The following is a 21970-nucleotide window of genomic DNA, read 5'->3' on the forward strand; positions in this document are numbered from 1 at the left end:
CGCCGGGGGCAGGTACTTGGCCTGCACGATCCCCAGGATCGGCATCAATTCCCAGAACCCCAGGAACGCCACGACGCCGACCAGCCCCAGCACCCACTTCGGCCATCCCCTGGACGGCGCGCGGGAGGCCCTGGCCCGCACCGCGGCACGCGTGGATTCCTCGGTCGTCTGGGTCATGGCAACAGGGCCTGGAGGTCAACCGGCTTGGTGATGGCACCGAATTCCTGTGCCGCCTCGCCGAGCTTCTTCGCCGCTGCGGTGTCGATGTCTACCCGGTAGCGCGGCAGCACCAGCTTGGCGCGGGTCTCTTCGTCGATCTTGGTGTAGGTGCCCACGATGTCGCGGACTTCCTGCGGGTGCTCGTTGGCGTATTCCAGGGACTTGTTCATTGCGCGCTGGAACTTGGCGGTCAGCTCCGGTTCGGCGGCGACCTTGGCCGAGGAGGTGAAGTAGCCGGCGATGTCCAGTTCCGGGTCGAAGTCGGCGAAGTTGTTGCTCACGACCCGCGCACCGTCGCCCTTGGCCTGGACCAGGAAGGGGTCAAGGATCCAGGCGGCATCCACGATGCCGTTTTCCAGTGCCGCCGGGGCCTCGGGGAATGGAACCTCAACGAAGTCCACGGTTTCCGGGTCCCCGCCGTCGTCCTTGACGACTTGCGACACCGTGATGTCGCCGATGTTGGCAAGGTTGTTCACCGAGACCTTCTTCCCGGCCAGGTCCTTGGGGCTCTGGATGGGCGAGTCCTTCGGGACCACCACGGCACCGAAGTCGCCGTCCTGGTTCCCGGAGGTGGTTACGCCGTTGGCGACAACCTTCATGCTCAGGCCCTTGTCGTTGGCGACCATGAGCGAGACGAAGTTGGAGAAGGCGAAATCGTAGCTTCCGGACTGGATTCCCGGGACGATGGCCGCCCCGCCGGTGGCGGTCTGGATGTCCAAATCCAGGCCCTCGGTCTCGAAGAAGCCCTTGGAGTCGCCCAGGAAGATCGGGGCGGTGTCCACGATCGGGATGACCCCGACGGTGATCTTTTCCAGGTCCGCTGTGCCTTCGGAGCCCGTGGATGCGGCCTGGCCGCTTGGCGAGCCCGAACCACAGGCGCTCACGGCCAGAATCCCCAGTGCGGCCATTGCGAGTGTAACTTTGTTTCTCATGAATCCTCATCGTGCCTTGACGGTGGGTGCGGCGGGATGCCCCGCCATGGATCGTTCCGCGTGCGGCGCGGGGTCGGCCCTCGCCGCACCGCACGCTGGTAGTTGCCTGCCGTGCCCGGGGCGCGGCTACTACTTGATGGTCATGGCCTCGACGTCCGGGGTCTTGGACAGGAACCCAAGCTGGGCTGCGAGTTCGGCAAGCTTGGCCAGTTGTTCGCTGGGCACGACGCCGTCCCAGGTTTCCATCTTCAGGTTTTCGGCCACTTTGGGGTCCATCTTCATGAACTCCGGCAACATGTCCTTGGCTCCGGCCTGGTCGCCCTCGGCCGCTGCCAGCGTTTCGGTCATCGCGGCCTTGAAGTCGGCGACGACCTCGGGGTTTTCCTGGGCGTACTTGCCGCTGGTGAAGCTAACCATGGTCGGCAGGCCCGGGATGGCCTTCTGGTTCGGGTAGCCAAGCAGTTCGTTGTCGGGGTTGGCCAGCGCCTTGGACAGGAACGGCTCCGGGAGCCAGACGGCGTCCATGTTTCCGCGGTCGAGCTGGGCCTCCATGTCCGGGAACGGCATCTCCGAGAATTTCAGTGCGCCCGCGTCCCCGCCGTCGATCGTGGCCGATTCCATGATGGTCAGGTCGCCTTGGGTCTTCAGCGCGTTGACCGAGGTGGTCTTTCCGGACAGGCCGGCAAAATCCTTGATCCCCGAATCGGCGCGCACGACCACACCATTGATGTCCTCACCTTCGGCCTTGGAATCCGAGTAGCCGGAGACGATTTTCATGTCCAGGCCCTTGTCCACTGCGGTCAGCACGGAGAGCGGGTTGCCGACGGCAAAGTTCAGGTCCCCGGTGGAAACCGCGGGCAGCATGGCGGCACCGGCCGAGCTGGTGGTGAATTCCACGTCCAGCCCGTGCTTTTCGAAAATACCCTTGTCGATGCCGTATTTCACCGCCACGGAAGGGGCGATGGGCAAAACCCCGACAACCACCTTCGTCAGCGCGCCGTCGCCCGAGGCGCCCTCCGACTCGCTGTTGGAGGCGGCCGAGCCCGCAAGCGAGCCCTGGCCGCAACCGGTCAACGCCAGCGCCGCAATTGACGCACCTGCGATGAGCGTGGAAAGACGCTTCTTCATGAGTTCTCCTTGCTAGTCCGGGGGCCAAGAAACCCCGGCTCCACTTGCGATGTGTGTGACCCTCGCCACAGGTCATGTGTACAACCTAAACCAAACTATTGAATAAATCAATAATTGTTCATTGGTGTTCTCATCGATGTCGGACCGAGCTGCCGGACCCGGGTCGAGGGGCGGGATCACGGGGCGCCCTTTCACTCCCGACATCCGTGAAAATGCGCCGGAGGCGGGGGATGACACGCATGTGTCTTCCCCCGCCTCCGGCGCACGTCCCCGGCTCAGGCCAGGGTGCGCTTGCGGTGGCTTTCCCGCAAATCGGTCTTGCGGATCTTTCCGCTGGCCGTCCGCGGCAGGTCCGCGACGACCTCGACGGTGCGCGGGATCTTATAGCGGGCGAGCTTCCCGTCGAGGTGGGCGGCGATGTCATCGCGGGTGACGGGCTGGCCTTCGACCGGAACGATGACCGCGTGCACCGCCTCGCCCCACTTCTGGTCCGGGACGCCGATCACCGCAACGGAGGCCACCGACGGCAATTCCATGATGGCCTGCTCGACCTGGGCCGGGTAGATGTTTTCCCCGCCGGAGATGATCATGTCCTTCAAGCGGTCCGCGATGAAGAGGAATCCCTGCTCATCCACGTACCCCATGTCGCCGGACTTGAACCACGTCCCGTCCTGGAAGGAACCCGCCGTGGCGTCGTCCCGGTTCCAGTATCCGGGGATCACGTTGGGCCCCTGGACCAGAATTTCCCCGACCGCGTGGTCGGGAAGGTCCTGCCCGCCGGCGTCGACGATGCGGATACCGGTGAAGAAGTGCGGAAGTCCGGCGGAACCGGCCTTGGTACGGGAATGCTCGGGCTGCAGCGAGGTGGCACCCGGGGAGGTTTCGGTCATCCCGTAGCCTCCGGAGAAGGAGAGCCCACGGGCCTCGTAGGCCTCGAGCACCCGCATCGGGACCGCGGAGCCGCCGCAGGTGAGCATGCGGATCGAGGAGAGGTCGGTGGTGTCCCAGTCGGGGTGCTCCGCGAGCATTTGGTAGGTGGTCGGAACCCCGGACAGGGATGTGATGCCGTGGCGTTCGATGGCGGCCAGCACGGCCGCGGGCTCGAACCGGTCCTGCAGGACCAGGGTCCCGCCCTTGAGCAGGGTCGGAAGGGCTCCCATGCCCAGGGAGGCGACGTGGAACATCGGGGCGATCATCAAGGCGACCTGGCTGCTGGTGACGTCGTAGTCGACCAGCACGTTCAGCGAATTCCACGTCAGGTTTCCGTGGGTCAGGATCGCTCCCTTGGGGTTGCCGGTGGTGCCGGAGGTGTAGAGGATGATGGCGGTGTCATCCAGCGAGACCGGCACGTCCCGGTGTTCGTCCGAAGCCGCACGGATGGCCGTCTCATAGGAGCCGACGACCTCGTGGTCGTCCTCGACGACGAGCCGGCTTGCGACCGGCGCGATCGCGGTGGCCGCCTGGGCCAGGGACTCCAGTTGGCGGGCATTGACCAGCAGGCTTGTCCCGGAGTCCTGCAGGGCAAATGCCACCTCCCGCGGCGCTAGCCGGGTGTTGACCGGAACAAAAATCGCGCCGATGCTTCCGCAGGCGAAGAGCGTCTCGAGGAAGGCCGGGTGGTTGTTGCCCAGGTAGGCCACGCGATCCCCGCGTCCGATCCCCTGGCCCTCCAGGGCGTTGGCCAGCCGGTCGATTCGCTCGGCCAACACTTCGTAGCCCACCGACACCGCACCGTCAATGACGGCAGTGTGTCCGTGGGACTTCACGCGGCGCTTGTGGATCCAGCTTCCCAGTCCTTGGTTCAACATGAGCGTTTCTCCTTCCAACCACCGCTGCTTCGGTGGCACTGCCGAGGTGTGTTCAAGTGTGTGTGGCGCCATCGGGCACCCGGGTGGCGGCACCGCGGTGGGCACGGGATGTCCCGCGCCCACCGCGGGCAATTGCGCCGGGCCGGCCATCGACCCGGGAACGGGGTCTAGGCGTAGAAGCGGTAGATGCCGCGGGACACGACGGCCGGCTTCGGTGCGCCATCGACCTCGACGACCTGGTCGACGGCGATCTGGTAGCCGCCCTTGACCTCTTCGACCTCCGCGATCTGTGCCTTCATGCGGATCTGCGCACCGACCGGCACAGGAGACGGGAAGCGGACCTTGTCCAAGCCGTAGTTTACGCGGGTGGAGACGCCGGTGACGTCGAAGAGCTCCGACCAGAAGGCGATCTGCAGGCTCAGCGAAAGATAGCCGTGGGCGATGGGACCGCCGAAGGGCCCTTCCTTGGCCTTTTCCGGGTCGGTGTGGATCCACTGGTGGTCATCGGTCGCGTCGGCGAACGTGTTGACCTGGTCCTGGGTGACGGTGCGGAATTCGCTGTAGCCCAGGTCGGTGCCGGCCGCGGTTGCGAGCTGCTCGTAGGAAAGAACTGTCTGGCCCATGATGGGTACTCCTTTGATTTTAATTAAGTGGTTGGTGGTGACGCATGTGGTTGGTGGCGCGGTTGGGGGGGCCGTTTCCTAGCGGAAGGCCCCGATGCCGGTGATGGCCCGGCCGAGGATCAATGCATTGATCTCGTCGGTGCCCTCGTAGGAATAGATCGCCTCGGCGTCGGCATGGAAGCGGGCGACGGCGTAGTCGAGCACGATGCCGTTGCCGCCGCAGACCTCCCGGGCCAGTGCCGCAGTCTCGCGCAACATCCGCGCGGTGAACATCTTGGCCATGGCCGAGTTCTCGTCCTTGTAGATGCCCTCCTCCTGTGCCTGGGTCAGGCTGACCACCATGGCCAGGGACGCGGTGACGTTGGTGAGCATCGTGGCGAGCTTCTCCTGGATCAGCTGGAAGGATGCCAACGGCTTGCCGAATTGGTGGCGTTCGGAGACATACTTCAGCGCTGCCTCGTACGCGCCGGCCGCAGCACCGGCGGCGATCCAGGCGACGTCCGAGCGCATGTTGCGCAGGCATGCTGCGACATCGGCAAAAGAATTGATGTTTGCCAGGCGAGCCGAGGCCGGGACCTTGACGTCGATGAAATCTATGTCGGCGTTCTGCATGATCCGCAGGCTGGTCTTGCGCTCGATCTTGCTCAACTTGACGCCCGGCGCGTCGGTGGGCACCAAGAAGCACTTGACGTTGGCGTCGGTCGCGTCGCGGGCGAAGACCGCCAGCACGTCGGCCTGGGCCGCTCCACCGATCCAACGCTTGGCCCCGTTGATCACCCAGTGGCCGCCATCGGCCCCGGGCTCGAAAGTGGCAGCGGTTTCCAGTCCCCCGGCGATGTCCGATCCGTGTTCCGGCTCGGTGAGCGCGAAGACGCCCTTGTACTCGTAGGAGGCGATGCGAGGGTCCAGTGCGGCGACCTGCTCCTGGCTGCCGCCAAGGTTCACCGTGGTGCGGAACAGCCCGGACTGGGCGTTGTAGAAGGTGACGACCGAGGCATCCACGCGGGCCAGCTCGAAGTTCCGAAAACCGCCGAAGAGGCCGCGGACCTTTTCACCTGCCGCCAGCACCTCGGCCGGGCGCATCATGTCCAGGCCCACGAGAGGTTCGATGATGGATTCCGGGAATTCCCCGCGCTCCCAGTGGTCGTTGAGAACCGGACGCACGTGCTCATCGAGCACGGAGCGCAGGCGCAGCAGGGCGGCGCGCTCGGCGTCCGAAAGCAACCGGGCGAAACCGTACTGGTCGCTGGGGTAGAAGTCGGTCATGACGTCCCGAGTCCCAGCACGCGCACCGCGTTGTCCTTGAGGATCAACGGGCGGACTTCGTCCTTCAGCGGCAGTCCGGCGAAGGCGCCGAGCCACTTTTCGGGGGTGATCAGCGGGTAGTCGGTGCCGAAGAGCACTTTGCGGGAAAGCACGTTGTTGCTCATCTTCACCAGGGACTCGGGGAAGTACTTCGGGCTCCAGCCCGAGAGGTCGATGAACACGTTCGCCTTGTGCGTGGCGATCGAGTTGGCCTCGTCCTGCCACGGCACCGAGGGGTGAGCCATGATGATGGTGAGCCCCGGGAAGTCCGCCGCCACGTCGTCGAGCAGCAGCGGGTTGGAGTAGCGCAGCTTGATGCCGCGGCCGCCGGGCAGCCCGGCACCCATGCCGTTCTGCCCGGTGTGGAAGATGCACGGCAGCCCGAGGTCCTCCAACGCCGCCCAGAGCGGATAGAACTCCTGGGACGAGGGGTCGAAGCCCTGCACCGAGGGGTGGAACTTGAAACCCCGCACCCCCAGCTCGGTGGCCTGGCGGCGTGCCTCCGTGATCGCGGCCGGGCCGGTGCGCGGGTCCACGGAACCGAAGGGGATCAGGACGTCGTTGTTGCGTGCGGCCCCGGCCACCAGGTCGTCGATGGAGTTCGGCTCGTGGCCCAGCGCGGTGCGGGCATCGACGGTGAAGAGCACCGCGGCCATCTTCGCCTCGCGGTAGACCTCGGCGATGCGGTCCACCGAGGGCGTGCGTTCCTCGGACTTGAAGTAGGCGGCCGAAGCCTCAAAGAGGTCTTCGGGCATGGCCTTGTGCCCGCACTCGTCGACCTCGAGGTGCACATGCATGTCGATCGCGGTGACCGAGTCGAGGTCGATGTTGGATTCGTAGCGGATGCTCATGGCGCTGCTGTGGCTTTCTACTTGGCTGCTGGTTCGGGCTGCAACTCAGCCGGCAGCTCCGGGAACGTCTCACCGACGGACTGCAGGTTGCCCGCGAACGGGAAGCGTTCCTGCAAGGTCGCGTAGTCCCAGCCGCCGTCGTTGAACTCCGAGGCGATGGCCTCGGGGTGGCTCCACAGCTGCAGGCGGTCCCCGCCGGCGCCGATGGCCTGTCCGGTGATGTTGCCGGCTTCCTCGGAGGCGAGGAAGGCGATGAGCCCAGCGACATCGTCGGCGGTGCCGAAGCCCAGTTCCTTGCGGAAGAAGTCCGGCATGGCCTCGCCGCGCTCGTCGGCCTCCACGGCCTTGGCGAAGAACGGGATGGTCTTGGTCATGGCGGTGGCGGCCACGGGGATCACGGCGTTGACGGTGACCCCGGCGCGCTTCATTTCCATGGCCCAGGTGCGGACCATGCCCACGATGCCGGCCTTGGCGGCGGAGTAGTTGGTCTGGCCGAAGTTCCCGCGCTGCCCGGTGGGCGAGCCGATGGTGATGATGCGGCCGGCGATGCTGTTTTCCTTGAAGTAGGCGTAGGCCTCGCGGACGCAGGTGAAAGTGCCGCGCAGGTGCACGTTGATGACCAGGTCGAAGTCCTCGTCGGTCATCTTCAGGATCGACTTGTCGCGCAGCACCCCGGCATTGGTCACCAGTATGTCCAGGCGTCCGAAGTTTTCCACGGCGGAGGCCACGAGTGCCTTGGCGGTTTCGGTGGAACCGACCGGTGCCACGACCGAGACGGCCTTGCCCCCGGCCGCGGTGATCGAGGCGACGGCCTCGGCTGCCACGTCTGCATCGACATCGTTGATGACCACGGCAGCACCCTGACGGGCCAGCTCCTGCGCGTAGCTCAGGCCGAGTCCGCGGCCGCTGCCGGTAACGATTGCAACTTTTCCAGCCAGTGACATGTCTGCTCCTTCAAGGGTAGTTATTGCCCCCGCCGACCCTGTCGTGGGAACCTTGCTACATACATAACAACTTAAACTCTTGATAAAGTCAATGATTAAGTTTCTTATCCATCTCGAGGGGCAGCAGCATGGCGACCAAGCCGGGCACCACCATGAACACCATTGACCGATTCCTGGGCAGCGAACTGGCGGGGGACATCGAGTTCCTCACCGCCCGCACCCGTTCGCTGGGATCGGCACGCGCCAACAGGCTCTTGGCCCCGCTGGGACTAAAGGTCCGCTCCTACTCGGTGCTCTCGCTTGCCTGCAGCGGGCTGGCGCCCACGCAGCGCGAGCTCGCGGAATTCCTCTCGCTGGATCCGAGCCAAATCGTGCCGCTGGTGGACGCACTGGAGGGCGAGGGGCTGGTCGAGCGGACCGCAGACCCCAACGACCGCCGCTCGAAGGTCATCACCGGAACCAAGGCAGGCGAGCAGCTATACAAGAAGGCCCGGAAGGCCACCGCCGAGGGTGAGGCCGTGGCGATGGCGAAGTTGAGCCAGGCGGAGCAGGAATCGCTGCGCGAAATGCTCTCGCGCATTGCCTTCCCCGACTAGACCGAGTCCCCCCGGCAACGCCGGCATAGCCCCTACCCACCGCTCAACAAAGGAACCACCCGCCCCTCCGCAGCGACGCCTGGCCTCGACACCAGCCTTCTGAATTGGAATTTGCGACGATTCCGACCCTAAATAACCGCATATGAGGCATTATTGAACCATGCCGAAAATTCGAGTCTCCGAAGCATCCCGCTTCCTCGGTGTCAGCGACGACACCATCCGCCGCTGGACCGAAAACGGAACCCTCACCGCGCACAAGGACGATTCCGGTCGCGTAGCCGTGGACGGACTCGAGCTTGCCCAACTGGCACGCAGCCAAGCCCAGCTTCCCGATGACCAGTCGCTGGTCGGGTCCTCGGCCCGAAATAGATTCGTCGGACTGGTCACCGGCATCACCATGGACACCGTGATGGCCCAGGTCGAGCTGCAGTGCGGCCCGTTCCGCGTCGTGTCCCTGATGAGCAGCGAAGCCGCCCGCGAACTGGGACTCGAGCTGGGATCGATCGCCACGGCAGTGGTCAAGGCGACCACCGTCATCATCGAATCCCCGCAAGGGAAGACGGCGACATGAGCGCCCGCCGCAGGATCGCCGCTGCGATCGGCCTCGCTTTGGCGATGGTTCCGGGGCTGGCCGGCTGCGCATCCCCCGCCCAGCCACAACAGGCCGGCGCAGGCCCGAGTGGGGAAATCACCGTCTTTGCCGCGGCCTCGCTGAAGGCCCCATTTACCGAGATCGCGGAAGGACTCGAGGCGAAACACCCGGGCACGGCGATCGGGCTGAACTTCGCCGGGTCCTCTGACCTGGTCACCCAAATCACCGCCGGAGCACCCGCCGATGTGTTCGCGTCGGCCGACCCGAGCAACATGGGCAAGCTCTCCGCGGCGGGGCTCGTCGACGGCGCGCCCACAACCTTCGCGACCAATACCCTGGCCATCGCGGTCCCGCCGGACAACCCGGCCTCGATCGCCACGTTTGCCGACCTTGCAACCCCGGGGGTGAAGGTCGTGATCTGCGCGCCCCAGGTGCCGTGCGGTGCAGCAACCAAGAGCGTCGAGGCTGCCGCAAGGACAACGCTCACGCCGGTCAGTGAGGAATCCTCCGTCACCGATGTGCTGGGCAAGGTGACCAGCGGCGAGGCGGATGCCGGGCTGGTCTATGTGACCGACGTCTTGGCCGCTGGCGACAAGGTCAAGGGAATCAATTTTCCCGAATCCAAAACAGTGGTCAACGCCTACCCCATCGCCACGGTCGCCAACAGCGCCAACAAGGAACTGGCCAATGCATTCACGGAGTACGTGACCGGCCCCGCAGGCAGGAAGGTCCTCACGGATGCCGGTTTCGGAAATCCGTAGGAATCCGATGTTGCGACGCAGCGGAGCCGGATACACGGCCGTCCCGTCGTGGATCTACGCGCTCGCGGCCGTGGGCGCGCTCTTCGTCATGCTCCCCCTGGTGGCGATGCTCGCCAAGGTCAAGTGGTCCCAGTTCATCCCGCTGGTCACCTCGGAATCCTCGCTGACCGCGCTGGGCTTGAGCCTGCGCACCTCGGCGGCCAGCACCGCGCTGTGCATCGTCCTGGGCGTCCCGCTGGCGCTGGTGCTGGCCCGCGGGAACTTCCCCGGCCAGCGGGTGCTGCGCGCCTTCGTGCTGCTGCCGTTGGTGCTGCCGCCGGTGGTCGGTGGCATCGCCCTGCTCTACACCTTCGGGCGCCAGGGCCTGCTGGGCCGCAGTCTCGAGATTGCGGGAATCCAGATCGCCTTCTCCACCTCCGCCGTGATCCTGGCCCAGACCTTCGTTGCCTTGCCCTTCCTGGTGGTCAGTCTCGAGGGCGCGCTGCGCAGCGCGGGCGGAAAGTACGAGGCGGTTGCCGCAACCCTGGGTGCCCGGCCCAGCACGGTGCTGCGCCGCGTGAGCCTGCCGCTGGTGCTGCCCGGCCTGGCCTCGGGCGCGGTCCTCGCCTTTGCCCGCAGCCTCGGCGAATTCGGGGCGACGCTGACCTTCGCCGGTTCCCTGCAGGGCGTCACCCGGACCCTGCCGCTGGAAATCTACCTGCAGCGCGAGACCGATGCCGACGCCGCCGTGGCGTTGTCCCTGGTGCTGGTTGCCGTGGCCGTCATCGTGGTGGCCCTGTCCTACAGCAGCCCCCGCAAGCAAAAGGCAGAAGCGGAGGCGACCCGGTGACAATCCACTTCGAGGCCGCGCTCAAGGCCAGGAATTTCGACGTCACACTGGAACTTGCGCCGGGCGAGACCCTGGCCGTGCTGGGACCCAACGGGGCAGGCAAGTCAACGCTGCTGGCCATCATGGCCGGGCTGCTGCGCCCGGATTCCGGACGGGCGTCCATCGGCGAGCGCACGCTCTTTGATCTCTCGGGCGCACGGACGCACTGGATGGCCCCGCACGAGCGGGGAACCGCGTTGCTGGCGCAGGAACCGCTACTGTTCCCGCATCTGAGCGTGCTCGAGAACGTCGCCTTCGGGCCGCGCAGCAAGGGCGGTACCGCGGCCGAATCCAGGGCCACCGCGCGGCAGTGGCTCGCCGCCACGGACACCGAATCCCTGGCGGCGCGGCGTCCCGGCGAACTCTCGGGCGGGCAGGCCCAGCGGGTTGCCGTGGCCCGTGCCCTGGCCGCGGGGCCCGACCTGCTGCTGCTCGATGAGCCCATGGCCGCGCTGGACATCCATGCCGCCCCCTTGATGCGCCGGCTGCTCAAGCGCGTGCTCGAGGGCCGCAACGCCATCATCATCACGCACGACGTGCTCGACGCCCTGATGCTCGCCGACAAGGTCGTCGTCATGGAGCACGGCCGCATCACCGAGGCCGGACCCAGCCGGGATGTGTTGGGCAGGCCCCGGTCCCGGTTCGCCGCCGGGCTCGCGGGGTTGAACCTGATCGCCGGCACGGCCCACAGGGAGGGAATCGACACCCCCTATGGGCTCATCTCCGGAATCCACGAGGACGAGCTGCGGGAAGGGGACCTTGCGGCGGCAGCCTTCCCCCCGTCCGCGGTCTCCGTGTACCTGGACCCTCCGCACGGCAGCCCGCGCAACCTGCTTCGTGCCACCGTCACCGACCTGGAACCGCACGGGGACGCCATCCGGGTGCGGGCCAGGGATCTGGCCGCGGACATCACCCCGGCGGCGCTGGCCGAGCTTGGGCTGGTGCCCGGCGCCGAGGCCTGTTTCGTGCTCAAGGCCACCGCGGTCACCATCTACGCGACGTGACCGGGACTTGTGGCGACCAAGGACACAATGGTCCCCAAGCGGCGCACCACCGGCCCACGCGCCGCGGACGGCCTCCCCGCGTGGCCTACTCTCCAGCCACGGACCAGTTACCCGAGCCACGGGGCTCGAACGACGCGATGACAACGGCAAGGAACCGTTCCAACGCGGGCGACGGGCGCATCTGCGCGGAGCGAATCAACGCCGGGCGCAAAGGTGCCATCCCTCCGACCACCTCGACCATCCGCACTCCGGGAGAAAAGAGCCGCGCCAGGTCCATGGGCATGATCCCCACCCCGATGCCTGCGGCGACCAGAGGCAGGGCAGTTTGCAAGGTGGACACGTATTGCACTCGGTTGGGCCTGAATCCCTCCCGGCGCCACAGCTCCTCGGCAAGCTCCGCCAACCCCGGGAACCCGGGAACCGCCTCGGGAATGATCCAGGCATCCCGCGCATAAGCGGCCGCAGCCACGGGACCATCGCCCGCCTCCCTGTCCAACGGGACCACCAGCCCAAGCGGCATCTCGGCCAGCGGTTCAACGACCAGTGCCGGATAGGCGGCGGCCACGGCCACGGTGTCCGTTGGGGCAATGAACCCCACGTCGGCCCCTCCGTCGGCAACGCGATTGAGAACCTGCAGCGGGTTGGGGTCCGATAGCAGAACCTCCACTCCTTCGGCCTCCACGCTGAAGCGCTTGAGCAGCGGAGGCAACAAGGACCACGAAATCGACGGCACACACGCGATCCGCAACCGCCCCTCCAGCCCTTGGCCAACCCGTTGCACCAAGTCCTCAATGCGGCCCGACCACCGGAGCAGGTCCCTCCCCTGCTCCACGAGCAGGCGTCCCGCAACCGTGGGCTCGACGCCCCGCGGTAAACGATGCAGGAGCTTGGCGCCAACCTCGCGTTCGAGCGCCTGGATCGCCTGGCTCAACGGTGGCTGCGTCATATGCAGGCGGCGGGCCGCAAGGGACACCGACCCCTCCTCGACCACCGTCAGGAAATACTCGAGTTTGCGCAAGTTCATAGTCGCACCTTATATGGGGATCCAATGAAATTGATATTTGTCCTATGGGTCGACAGGGCACAAGCTAAATAGTGACGCACGACACCCTTGTCAATCTTTCCTGGAGGCCCCATGAGCCGCGCACCATCCACCGCACGGCGCCTGGCCGCGGCACTCGCCGGCCTGTGCGCAATCCTGCTGATCACCGGATGCGGTGTCGGCATGGGCAGCGCGACAGTACTGTCCCCAAACGACCCCATCAAGGTCGGCGTCATCCCCGTCGCCGACTTCGCACCCGTGTACATCGCCCAGGAAGAGGGATACTTCAAGGACGAGGGGCTTAACGTCCAAACCCAGGTCATGCAAAATGCCGCGGCCATCGCACCATCGGTCATCAACGGCCAGCTGCAATTCGGAACCGCCGCGGTACCTCCGTTCTTGGCAGCGGTCCAGAAGGGTTTGCCGCTAAAAGCGGTGGCGAACGGCACCTCCATTGCCAAAGACCCCGAACTCGACCCCTCCGCACTCGTCGTCGCCAAGGGCAGCGGGATCGAGCGACCCCGCGACCTCGAAGGCCACACCGTTGCCGTCAACGCCTTGACCTCCATCGTCCACGTCGTCGCCGCGGCCGCCATCCAGAAAGACGGCGGCGATCCCTCCAAGGTCACGTTCGTTGCCATGCCGTTTCCCGACATGGTCTCCGCCCTTGACCGCGGGGCCATTGACGCAGCCTCACTGGTGGAACCATTCCAGGCCAAGACCGTCGCCAATGGGTCACGGGTTCTCGCCCACCCCTATTCGGCAACCTTGAGACCCAATGGCACCTTCACGGTGATCTTCACCGCCGGCCCGTTTGCGCAGAACAACCCGGAGACCGTCGAGAAATTCCAACGGGCCATCAACCGCGCCAGCGTACTTGCGGCCAGCCATCCGGAGAAGGTCGGGCAGGTCCTGGCCAAGTACGGCAAGCTCCCCCCGGAGGTCTTCGCCAAGATGCGGGTGCCGATGTACACCGACGACCTCAGCGTCCCGGCCATGGAGCACACCGCAAAACTCATGCAGGGACTGGGCTTCCTGCCCGGACCCGTCGACGTCGAAGGAGCCGTCTGGCAATGACCACCACCATGACCACCGCCCCGGTCGCAGGGCAGAGCACCCGGCGGCCCCGCACACGAATCAGGAGAGGCCCCGCCGCCACAACCGGGGGTCGCTTCGTTCTGGGTGCCGGCACCGTTCTGGTCGCGTTTGCGCTGTGGGAGCTCCTCTCACGCACCGGCGTCCTGCCCGCCGGCTCGATCCCGCCGGCCTCGGCGGTGCTCGCGGAATTCGCTACGCAGCTCACGTTGCCGATTTTCTGGGCCTACCTCTGGGACACGCTCTCGGTGGCGCTGCTCGGCCTGGCAATCATCATCGCCGTCGCCACGCCTCTAGCCCTGCTGATCGGGCTGGTGAAGCCGTTCGCCGAGTCGACATGGTTCCTGGTGGAGTTCCTCAAGCCGATCCCGCCAGTCGCACTGATCCCCCTGGGCCTGTTGCTCTGGGGCCCGTCCCCCGGGATGAAACTGTTCTTGATCGTCCTGGGCGCCATCTGGCCGCTGCTCACCCAACTTGTCTACGGCGTGAAGGAAGTCAACGGCGTGGCCACCGACATGGCCCGCAGCTACCGGTTGGGCTGGTGGCTGACCACCTCCCGGCTCGTGGCACCGTCGATCCTTCCGTTCGCACTGACCGGCCTGCGCATTTCCGCGGCGATCGCGATCATCGTCGCCGTGGTCACCGAGATGATCGGGGGCGCCGCCGGGCTCGGCCAGGGCATTGTCGTCGCCCAGTCCGCCGGGGCGCTAACCGAAATGTACGCACTGATCCTCGCCGCGGGGCTTTTGGGTCTCGGCCTGAACGCGGCGTTCCGGGCGGCCGAAAAACCGCTGCTGTTCTGGCACCCGTCCGTACGTGAGGAGTCCTCCCGATGAGCACCACCGCCAACACCGGCGCGCCCGCGCGCCACAAGTCCCAGCGGCTGTTCCTCCTGCGAGCCTGGCTGCCGGTGGCACTGGTTCTGCTGTGGTGGATCGCCTCGGCCGGAAGCACGTCCCTGTACTTCCCTTCGCTGTCAAAGATTCTCGCAACGCTGGGGAGCGACTGGCTCGGTCCCGGCCTGGCCGAAAACCTGCTCCCCAGCCTGGGCAAGTTCCTGGCCGGGTTCCTGATCGCCGCCACCGGCGGGATCGTGTTCGGGCTGCTGATCGGGCTCTCAAGCACGCTCGCGGCCGCCGTGGAACCGATCGTGCAGTTCCTGCGCTCCCTGCCCCCTCCGGTGCTGCTGCCCATCGGGATCCTCGTCTTCGGCATCGGCGCCCCCATGAACATTGCGATCATCGCCTTCGGCGCCATCTGGCCGACCCTGCTGAACACCATCGACGGCGTGCGCTCGCTGGACTCCCAGGTCCGGGACATGTCCCGGTCCTACAGGCTGACCATGCCACAGCGGGTCCGCTACGTCGTGTTGCCAAATGCCGGACCCCAGATCTTCGCCGGCCTGCGCACCACGCTGCAGATCTCGATCATCCTGATCGTCGTCTCCGAGATGGTCGCCTCCGTCAACGGCATCGGCTACTACCTGCTCAACTCCCAGCAAACCTTCGCCGTCGCCCAGACCTGGGCCGGAACGCTGCTGTTGGGAATCCTCGGCTACCTCGCCAACCTCATCTTCCTCCGCATCGAGGCACGCGTCCTGCGCTGGCACTCCGGAATGCGGGCCGCCTCCGGAAAGGACGCATGACATGACCACCCAACCCACCTCCTTCGAAGGCCCCGTCCCCGGCGAAACCGCATCGCCCTTTGGCGAAGTCCTCCTGGAACTGGAACAGCTGCGCAAGTCCTACGGCTCCACCCGGATCCTCGACGGAGTGGACCTGTCCATCCGCAGGGGCGAGTTTGTCTGCATCGTCGGCCCCTCCGGCTCCGGAAAGACCACGCTGCTCAAGTGCATGGCCGGGCTGCTCGATCCCACCGACGGCCGGACGATCTTCGAGGGCGAGACCGTCACCGAACCGCCGGCCAAGCTCGCCGTCGTCTTCCAGGACTACTCCCGGTCCTTGCTGCCGTGGTTGAGCGTGGCGGCCAACATCGAGCTTCCGCTGAAGAACAAGCTGCCCAAGGCTGAGCGCCCGGCACGCATCGAGCAGGTGCTGAAGGCCGTGGGCCTGGCCGGGAAGGGAGAGCTGTACCCCTGGCAGATGTCCGGCGGCATGCAGCAGCGCGCCGCCATCGCCCGCGGGCTGGCCTACCAGCCCGACGTGCTGCTCATGGACGAACCCTTCGCCGCGGTTGATGCCCAGACCCGCATCGAACTGGAAGACCTGGTGCTGCGGGTCCGCCGGGACTTCGACACCACGGTCGTCTTTGTCACCCACGACATCGACGAGGCCGTCTATCTTGGCGACCGCGTGATCGTGCTCTCCGGCGCTCCCACCACCGTCAACCGCAACATCCCCGTGGACCTGCCGCGGCCCCGCGACCAACGCGACACCAAGCTGCTGCCCGAATACGCGCAGCTGCGCGCCGAGGTCTTCGAACTCATCCAGTCCGCCCAATCCCACGCCTCAATCTCCTAGCGCCAGGAAGGAAAACAACCATGGCACATCTCCCCCTGGATGCCGAACAGGCCGCCCGGCACCGCACCCGCGTCACCCTCCTGGGCACCGCCGGCGGCCCCCCGTGGTGGGACGGATCGGACCGCGCGGGCATCTCCACCGTCATCTCGGTCGGCGATGACCACTACCTCATCGACTGCGGCGAGGGCTGGGGCCCGCAATTCCGCAAGTCCGGCCTGGGGCCCACCGGGTTCCAGAAGGGCCTGGACAACCTGCGCGGGGTGTTCATCACCCACCACCACTCCGACCATATGATCGACTACCCGAACCTGCTGCTGCTGGCCTGGCACAACGGCTCCGACGGCCTCAAGCAGCCCATCCAGGTCGTCGGACCGGGCAACCGCGGCACCCTGCCCCCGATCTTCGCCCAGGAGAAGCGCGAGCACCTCCCGGAGGTCTTCCACCCCGAATCGCCCACCCCAGGGCTCGTCGAATCCACCCAGCGCCTGCTCGAGGCCTACGCCATGGACATCAACGACCGGATGCGCGACAACGCCAAGCAGGACCTGCGCGAGATCTTCGAGTTCCGTGACATCGAGCTGCCCGCCGGCACCGGCCGGGACCCGAACGGCGACCCGACCCCCGCCATGGAGCCTTTCGAGGTCTACCGCGACGAAAACATCAGGGTGACCGCAATCCTGGTGGACCACCGGCCGATTTTCCCGGCGTTCGCGTTCCGCTTCGAGACCCCCGACGGATCCATCGTCGTCTCCGGGGACACCGGGGTGTGCGATAACTTGGTGACCATCGCCCAGGGCGCCGACATCCTCCTGCACGAGTGCATCGACATGGACTGGGTCGACGGGCTGATGGGCCCGGACTCCCCCAAACCCGACCCGAACCTGATGCAGCACATGCTCGCCGCGCACACGGCCATCGAAGAGGTCGGCCCGCAGGCGCAGAAGGCAGGCGTCGACACCCTGGTGCTCACCCACCTGGTCCCGGGCAACACCCCCGTCGAGAAGTGGGAAAAGGCCCAGGTCGGGTTCTCCGGCACCCTGGTGGTGGGCGAGGACCTGATGGTCTTCGGCCTGGGCGCGCCCAGCCAAGCGCCGCTCGCCCCGAGCGTTTAGTCACGGGGCGGGTTCGCGCACGGCACCGCTGGTGCTGTGCGCGAACCCGCATCTAGACTGGAGATCCATGTCACACACTTCAGCCACGCTCCCGGCCGGGTTCAGCCGGTTTTCGACCGACTCCGTGCCGAGCGAGCGGCGCATCCACCAGTGGGAGCGCCACAACGCCCGCGCCTTGGTCGGCCTGACGGCGGCCACCGACGGCGCGGCATCCCTGCGCGCCACGGAGCTGAATCTTTCTCTGCCCAGGCTCCGACTTGCCCGGGTGACCGGCACGGCGCACCGCGTGTTCCGCGACGAGGCGCAGGTCGCCGCCCACCCCGCCGGAGGCGTGGTTGCCTATCTCGCGATCCGCGGCACGGGCCGCTTCGTCCACCGCGGCGGCACCGAGACCGTGGCGCCCGGGCAGGGCATCCTTGTTGACGCGGACCAGCCCTTCGAGCGGGTCTTCAGCGAGGGGCTGACCGAGGTTGCGGTGAAGGTGCCCCGGGCGGCCATCGCCCACCGGAGCGGATCGCCCCGGCTCACCCGTCCGCAAACCTTTGAATTCGCAGGCGCGGCCGAGGGCCCGGGCGCCAGGCTGGCCGCGACCGCGACGGATGCATTGTCGGGCCGCCCCGCCGCGTGGGAAACCCTCGAGGAAAATTTCATCGACATGGTCGCCGAGCTGCTGGCCGACGGCCCGGCCGCCGGGCACCTTGAGGCCGCCGAGGCCTTCATCGCGGCCCACTACCGCCGCCACGAGCTGTCCGCCTGGGGCATCGCCGCGGGGATCGGGGTTTCCGAACGCCAGCTCTCCCGCGTCTTCGCCGCCTCCGGGCAGTCCATCCCCCGGGCAATCCTGGCCGCACGGCTCCAGGGTGTGCAGCGACTGTTCGCCACCGCGGCCCTGTCCCACATCCCCATGTCGGAGATCGCCACGCGGTGCGGGTTCTCCTCGCAGGCGCAGTTCTCCCGCAGCTACAAGGAGCACTTCGGCATGCCCCCGCTGCGGCACCGGCGCGAGCTCCTCGCCGGCAGCTAGCCACGCCCTCGGCCCCTTTCCACGTTTTTTGCGTTTTTCCGCCGTGCCCGCCGACACCCAACCACGAGACGCACATCACGTCCATGCTGGAGACAACCCCGCCGGCACCACCGCCGGCCGAATCCAAGGAGCTCCCATGGTTGTCTTCCATGACGGCGTAGCCGAGACGCAAACCCCCGACACCGCCATCGTCGAGACCGACGTCCTGATCGTCGGTTCCGGCCCCGCCGGTTCGTCCGCGGCCCTCTTCCTGTCCTCGCTCGGTGTCCCGAACATCATGATCACCAAGTACCGCTGGACGGCCAACACGCCCCGGGCACACATCACCAACCAGCGCACTATGGAGATCTTCCGCGACGTGGGCATCGAGGAACAGGTCTTGGCGGAGGCCACCCCGCACGAGATGATCGGGGACACCGTTTTCTGCACCTCGATTGCCGGGGACGAGATCGGGCGCATCCTCACCTGGGGCAACCACCCGGCACGCCACGCCGACTACGAGCTCGCCTCCCCGTCGCTGAACTGCGACATCCCGCAGACCTACCTGGAACCGATCCTGGTCAAGAACGCGACCATGCGCGGCACCCAGGCGCAGTTCTCCACGGAATACCTTTCCCACATCCAGGATGCCGACGGCGTCTCGGTCCGCGTGCTCAACCGCCTTACCGGCCACGAATACACGATCCGCGCCAAGTACCTCATCGGCGCCGATGGTGCCCGATCGAAGGTTGCTTCCGATGTCAACCTGCCGCTGGAGGGACAGATGGACATCGCCGGCTCGATGAACATCACCTTCAAGGCGGATTTGGCCAAGCTGGTGGGCCACCGACCCTCGGTCCTGTACTGGGTCGTCCAGCCGGGCTCCAACATCGGCGGCATCGGTGCCGGGCTGGTGCGCATGGTCAGGCCGTGGAACGAATGGTTGATTGTCTGGGGTTTTGACATCACCCAGGGAACCCCCGAAGTGACCGAGGAGGACGCCCTGGCGGTGATCCGCAACCTGATCGGCGTCCCGGACCTGGAAGCCGAAATCACCGGCATCTCGCTCTGGGGCAACAACGAACAGTACGCCACCACGCTGCAGTCGGGCCGGGTGTTCTGTGCTGGGGACGCCGTCCACAAGCATCCGCCAAGCAACGGGCTGGGTTCCAACACCTCCATCCAGGATTCCTACAACCTGGCGTGGAAGCTTGCCGCGGTGCTCAAGGGGCAGGCCGCCCAGTCCCTGCTGGACACTTACACGGCCGAACGCGCGCCGGTCGCCAAGCAGATCGTCACCCGCGCCAACCAATCCGGGCGCGAGTTCACCAAACTCTTCGAGGCCCTGGGCCTCACCGCAGCGCAAACCGAAGCCGAGATGCTGGCGGCCATCGAGTCCCGGAAGGACAACACGCCCGCCGGGGCCGCCAAGCGCACCGCCATCCGCGAGGCCATGGAGATCAAGAACTACGAGTTCAACGCGCACGGCGTGGAACTGGGCCAGTACTACGAATCGGCCGCCGTCGCCGCGGACGGCACGCGACGCCCGGCGCCGGCGCGGGACGCCGAGCTCTACTACGAGCCCTCCACCCACCCGGGCGTCCGCCTGCCCCACGCGTGGGTCGGCGACTGGACCCGAAAGTTTTCCACGCACGACCTGGCACCCTACGGGCAGTTCACGCTCTTCACCGGCATCACCGGCGAGGACTGGGACACCGCGGCCCAAAAGGTCTCCGACCAGCTGGGTGTCACCGTCAAGGCCGTGGTCATCGGCCCCGGGCAGGAGGTCACCGACCTGTACTTCGACTGGGAACGGCTGCGCGGCGTGGCCGAGGACGGGGCGGTCCTGGTTCGGCCCGACAAGCACGTAGGCTGGCGTTCGCAGGGAATGCCGGGCAATCCCGAGGCCGCGCTGCGCAGCGCAGTCTCATCCATCCTGGGCAACGGAGAAGAAGCATGAGCCTGTCATTTGAACACACCACCCTGGGCCAGCGGGTCCTCTTCGGGTCCGGGAAGGCAGCCGAAAACCTCGCCGCCGAAACCTCACGGCTCGGCGCCGGCAGCATCATGGTCATCGCCTCGGACTTCGAGATGCCCATGGCCCGGACGGTCGCCGCCGGGATCGAGGTGACGCTGTGGCACAACGAGGTGGTCATGCACGTGCCGATCGAAACCGCCCACGCCGCCCGCGACGCCGCGACGAATGCCCGGATCGACCTGATTGTCTGCGTGGGCGGCGGCTCCACCACCGGACTGGCCAAGGCAGTCGCCCTGGAAACCGGCATCCCGATCATCGCCGTGCCCACCACCTACGCCGGTTCCGAGGCCACCAACGTCTGGGGACTGACCGAGGCCGCCCGCAAAACCACCGGGGTCGATGACCGGGTCCTTCCCGTCACGGTGATCTACGACGCCGAATTGACGCTGTCGCTGCCGGTGGAAATGTCGGTGGCCTCCGGCCTGAACGGCATGGCGCACTGCATCGACTCGCTCTGGGGCCCGCGCGCGGACCCGATCAACGCGGCCCTGGCCGCCGAGGGCATCCGCGCCCTGGCCCAAGGACTGCCCAAGATCAAGAACGACCCGGCCGGCCTGCCCGGGCGCGAACAGGCCCTTTACGGGGCCTACCTCTCGGCCGTGGCCTTTGCCTCGGCGGGATCCGGAATGCACCACAAGATCTGCCACGTGCTCGGCGGGACCTTCAACCTGCCCCACGCCCAGACCCACGCCACCGTGCTGCCCTACGTTCTCGCGTTCAACGCCCCGCACGCCCCCGAGGCCGAGGCACGCGCCGCTGCGGCCTTCGGCGCCGACACCGCCCTCGGCGGACTGCAGGCGCTGCGCGAGCTGCTCGATGCCCCGCGGGCGCTGGAGGACTACGGCTTCACCGAGGCCGGCATCGCCGAGGCCGTCGAGGTCGCCCTGCCCGCGATCCCCGCCAGCAACCCCCGCCGCGTCACCGCCGACAACCTCGCCGCCCTGCTCACCGCGGCGTTGAACGGCGCCGACCCCAAGACCCTCACCGACCTTTCCTGAACCACTTCCCCACCACGACTTTCCATGGAGAACACCATGAACAACACCACCGGCACCACCGAGACCACCGGCGTCCCCGGCACCGCGCGCCCCGGCAGCCAGGTCAGCGAACAGCAGCAACGCGTGGAGGAGGACCTCACCGCCCGGGTCCTGGCCTCCTTCGAAACCTGCACCGACGAGCGCCTCAAGCACCTCATGCAATCCCTGACCCGCCACCTGCACGCCTTCATCCGCGACGTTCGGCTCACCGAGGACGAATGGGAGGCCGCCATCGGATTCCTTACCGCCGCCGGACACATCACCGACGAGAAGCGCCAGGAATTCGTCCTGCTCTCCGACGTGCTCGGCGCCTCCATGCAGACCATCGCGGTGAACAACGAGGCACAGGGGAGCGCGACCGAGGCGACCGTCTTCGGCCCGTTCTTCGTCGAAGACGCCCCCGAAATCCCGCTCGGCGGGGACATCGCCGGCGGAGCGGCCGGCCAGCCCTGCTGGATCGAGGGCACCGTCACCGACACCGTCGGCACCCCCGTCCCCAACGCGCGGATCGAGGTCTGGGAAGCGGACGAGG

General features: G+C 66.8%; 22 protein-coding genes. 14 read left to right on the top strand and 8 right to left on the bottom strand.

Annotation, left to right across the window (positions count from 1 at the left end):
• Nucleotides 1-173: 173 nt before the first annotated feature.
• From ACIPVK_RS19630 to ACIPVK_RS19660, 7 genes are all read right to left on the bottom strand, one after another.
• Complete coding sequence (locus ACIPVK_RS19630) at nt 174-1151, bottom strand: ABC transporter substrate-binding protein (protein WP_407613666.1); 978 nt, start codon at nt 1149-1151, stop codon at nt 174-176.
• 129 nt (nt 1152-1280) lie between these two features.
• Nucleotides 1281-2279 (bottom strand): ABC transporter substrate-binding protein, encoded by a 999-nt coding sequence (locus tag ACIPVK_RS19635; RefSeq protein WP_407613667.1) that lies wholly within the window; start codon nt 2277-2279, stop codon nt 1281-1283.
• A gap of 275 nt (nt 2280-2554) precedes the next feature.
• The gene (locus ACIPVK_RS19640) at nt 2555-4087 is read right to left on the bottom strand and encodes an acyl-CoA synthetase (RefSeq protein ID WP_407613668.1); all 1533 of its coding nucleotides are present in this window, start codon (nt 4085-4087) and stop codon (nt 2555-2557) included.
• A gap of 167 nt (nt 4088-4254) precedes the next feature.
• On the bottom strand, nt 4255-4710 hold the full coding sequence (locus ACIPVK_RS19645) for a MaoC family dehydratase (RefSeq protein WP_407613669.1): 456 nt from the start codon (nt 4708-4710) through the stop codon (nt 4255-4257).
• A 78-nt stretch (nt 4711-4788) separates the two neighbouring features.
• Complete coding sequence (locus ACIPVK_RS19650) at nt 4789-5976, bottom strand: acyl-CoA dehydrogenase family protein (RefSeq protein WP_407613670.1); 1188 nt, start codon at nt 5974-5976, stop codon at nt 4789-4791.
• Nucleotides 5973-6866 carry an amidohydrolase family protein gene (locus ACIPVK_RS19655; protein ID WP_407613671.1) on the bottom strand — a complete coding sequence of 298 codons (894 nt, stop codon included), beginning with the start codon at nt 6864-6866 and terminating at the stop codon, nt 5973-5975. Before ACIPVK_RS19655 ends, ACIPVK_RS19650 begins: the two co-directional genes overlap by 4 nt.
• 17 nt (nt 6867-6883) lie before the next feature.
• Nucleotides 6884-7810 carry an SDR family NAD(P)-dependent oxidoreductase gene (locus ACIPVK_RS19660; RefSeq protein WP_407613672.1) on the bottom strand — a complete coding sequence of 309 codons (927 nt, stop codon included), beginning with the start codon at nt 7808-7810 and terminating at the stop codon, nt 6884-6886.
• Between the two features lie 128 nt (nt 7811-7938).
• Here ACIPVK_RS19660 and ACIPVK_RS19665 point away from each other — a divergent pair, with 128 nt between their 5' ends.
• The 5 genes from ACIPVK_RS19665 to ACIPVK_RS19685 all read left to right on the top strand — a co-directional run bounded on the left by ACIPVK_RS19665 (nt 7939) and on the right by ACIPVK_RS19685 (nt 11631).
• Nucleotides 7939-8406, top strand: coding sequence for a MarR family winged helix-turn-helix transcriptional regulator (locus tag ACIPVK_RS19665; RefSeq protein WP_407613673.1), 468 nt, complete (start codon nt 7939-7941; stop codon nt 8404-8406).
• A 160-nt stretch (nt 8407-8566) separates the two neighbouring features.
• Nucleotides 8567-8977 carry a molybdopterin-binding protein gene (locus ACIPVK_RS19670; protein ID WP_407613674.1) on the top strand — a complete coding sequence of 137 codons (411 nt, stop codon included), beginning with the start codon at nt 8567-8569 and terminating at the stop codon, nt 8975-8977.
• On the top strand, nt 8974-9759 hold the full coding sequence (modA, locus tag ACIPVK_RS19675; protein WP_407613675.1) for a molybdate ABC transporter substrate-binding protein: 786 nt from the start codon (nt 8974-8976) through the stop codon (nt 9757-9759). The genes ACIPVK_RS19670 and modA overlap by 4 nt, the downstream gene beginning before the upstream one ends.
• Before the next feature lie 7 nt (nt 9760-9766).
• Complete coding sequence (locus tag ACIPVK_RS19680; RefSeq protein ID WP_407613676.1) at nt 9767-10588, top strand: ABC transporter permease; 822 nt, start codon at nt 9767-9769, stop codon at nt 10586-10588.
• A complete protein-coding gene (locus tag ACIPVK_RS19685) occupies nt 10585-11631 on the top strand; it encodes a sulfate/molybdate ABC transporter ATP-binding protein (protein WP_407613677.1) in 1047 nt (348 codons plus the stop codon). Before ACIPVK_RS19680 ends, ACIPVK_RS19685 begins: the two co-directional genes overlap by 4 nt.
• Before the next feature lie 85 nt (nt 11632-11716).
• Here the strand turns inward: ACIPVK_RS19685 and ACIPVK_RS19690 are convergent, their stop codons facing one another.
• The gene (locus tag ACIPVK_RS19690; protein ID WP_407613678.1) at nt 11717-12655 is read right to left on the bottom strand and encodes a LysR family transcriptional regulator; all 939 of its coding nucleotides are present in this window, start codon (nt 12653-12655) and stop codon (nt 11717-11719) included.
• A 111-nt stretch (nt 12656-12766) separates the two neighbouring features.
• Between ACIPVK_RS19690 and ACIPVK_RS19695 the strand changes: the two genes are divergently transcribed.
• From ACIPVK_RS19695 to ACIPVK_RS19735, 9 genes are all read left to right on the top strand, one after another.
• Nucleotides 12767-13750: an ABC transporter substrate-binding protein gene (locus ACIPVK_RS19695; RefSeq protein WP_407613679.1), complete on the top strand. Its 984-nt coding sequence runs from the start codon at nt 12767-12769 to the stop codon at nt 13748-13750.
• The gene (locus tag ACIPVK_RS19700; protein WP_407613680.1) at nt 13747-14604 is read left to right on the top strand and encodes an ABC transporter permease; all 858 of its coding nucleotides are present in this window, start codon (nt 13747-13749) and stop codon (nt 14602-14604) included. Before ACIPVK_RS19695 ends, ACIPVK_RS19700 begins: the two co-directional genes overlap by 4 nt.
• Complete coding sequence (locus tag ACIPVK_RS19705; RefSeq protein ID WP_407613681.1) at nt 14601-15413, top strand: ABC transporter permease; 813 nt, start codon at nt 14601-14603, stop codon at nt 15411-15413. The genes ACIPVK_RS19700 and ACIPVK_RS19705 overlap by 4 nt, the downstream gene beginning before the upstream one ends.
• 1 nt (nt 15414) lies before the next feature.
• The gene (locus ACIPVK_RS19710) at nt 15415-16248 is read left to right on the top strand and encodes an ABC transporter ATP-binding protein (RefSeq protein WP_407613682.1); all 834 of its coding nucleotides are present in this window, start codon (nt 15415-15417) and stop codon (nt 16246-16248) included.
• Nucleotides 16249-16268: 20 nt separating this feature from the next.
• Nucleotides 16269-17360, top strand: a complete 1092-nt coding sequence (locus tag ACIPVK_RS19715) for an MBL fold metallo-hydrolase (protein ID WP_407613683.1) — start codon at nt 16269-16271, stop codon at nt 17358-17360.
• 67 nt (nt 17361-17427) lie between these two features.
• A complete protein-coding gene (locus ACIPVK_RS19720; RefSeq protein ID WP_407613684.1) occupies nt 17428-18384 on the top strand; it encodes a helix-turn-helix domain-containing protein in 957 nt (318 codons plus the stop codon).
• Nucleotides 18385-18520: 136 nt separating this feature from the next.
• Entirely contained in the window at nt 18521-20323 is a 1803-nt protein-coding gene (locus ACIPVK_RS19725; protein ID WP_407613685.1) for an FAD-dependent oxidoreductase, read from the top strand.
• On the top strand, nt 20320-21399 hold the full coding sequence (locus ACIPVK_RS19730) for a maleylacetate reductase (protein ID WP_407613686.1): 1080 nt from the start codon (nt 20320-20322) through the stop codon (nt 21397-21399). Before ACIPVK_RS19725 ends, ACIPVK_RS19730 begins: the two co-directional genes overlap by 4 nt.
• 36 nt (nt 21400-21435) lie before the next feature.
• Nucleotides 21436-21970, top strand: a 535-nt coding sequence (locus ACIPVK_RS19735; RefSeq protein WP_407613687.1) for a dioxygenase, incomplete at its 3' end; no start/stop codon positions are given.

The sequence above is a fragment of the Paeniglutamicibacter sp. MACA_103 genome (genome assembly GCF_045798555.1).
Taxonomy (GTDB): domain Bacteria; phylum Actinomycetota; class Actinomycetes; order Actinomycetales; family Micrococcaceae; genus Paeniglutamicibacter.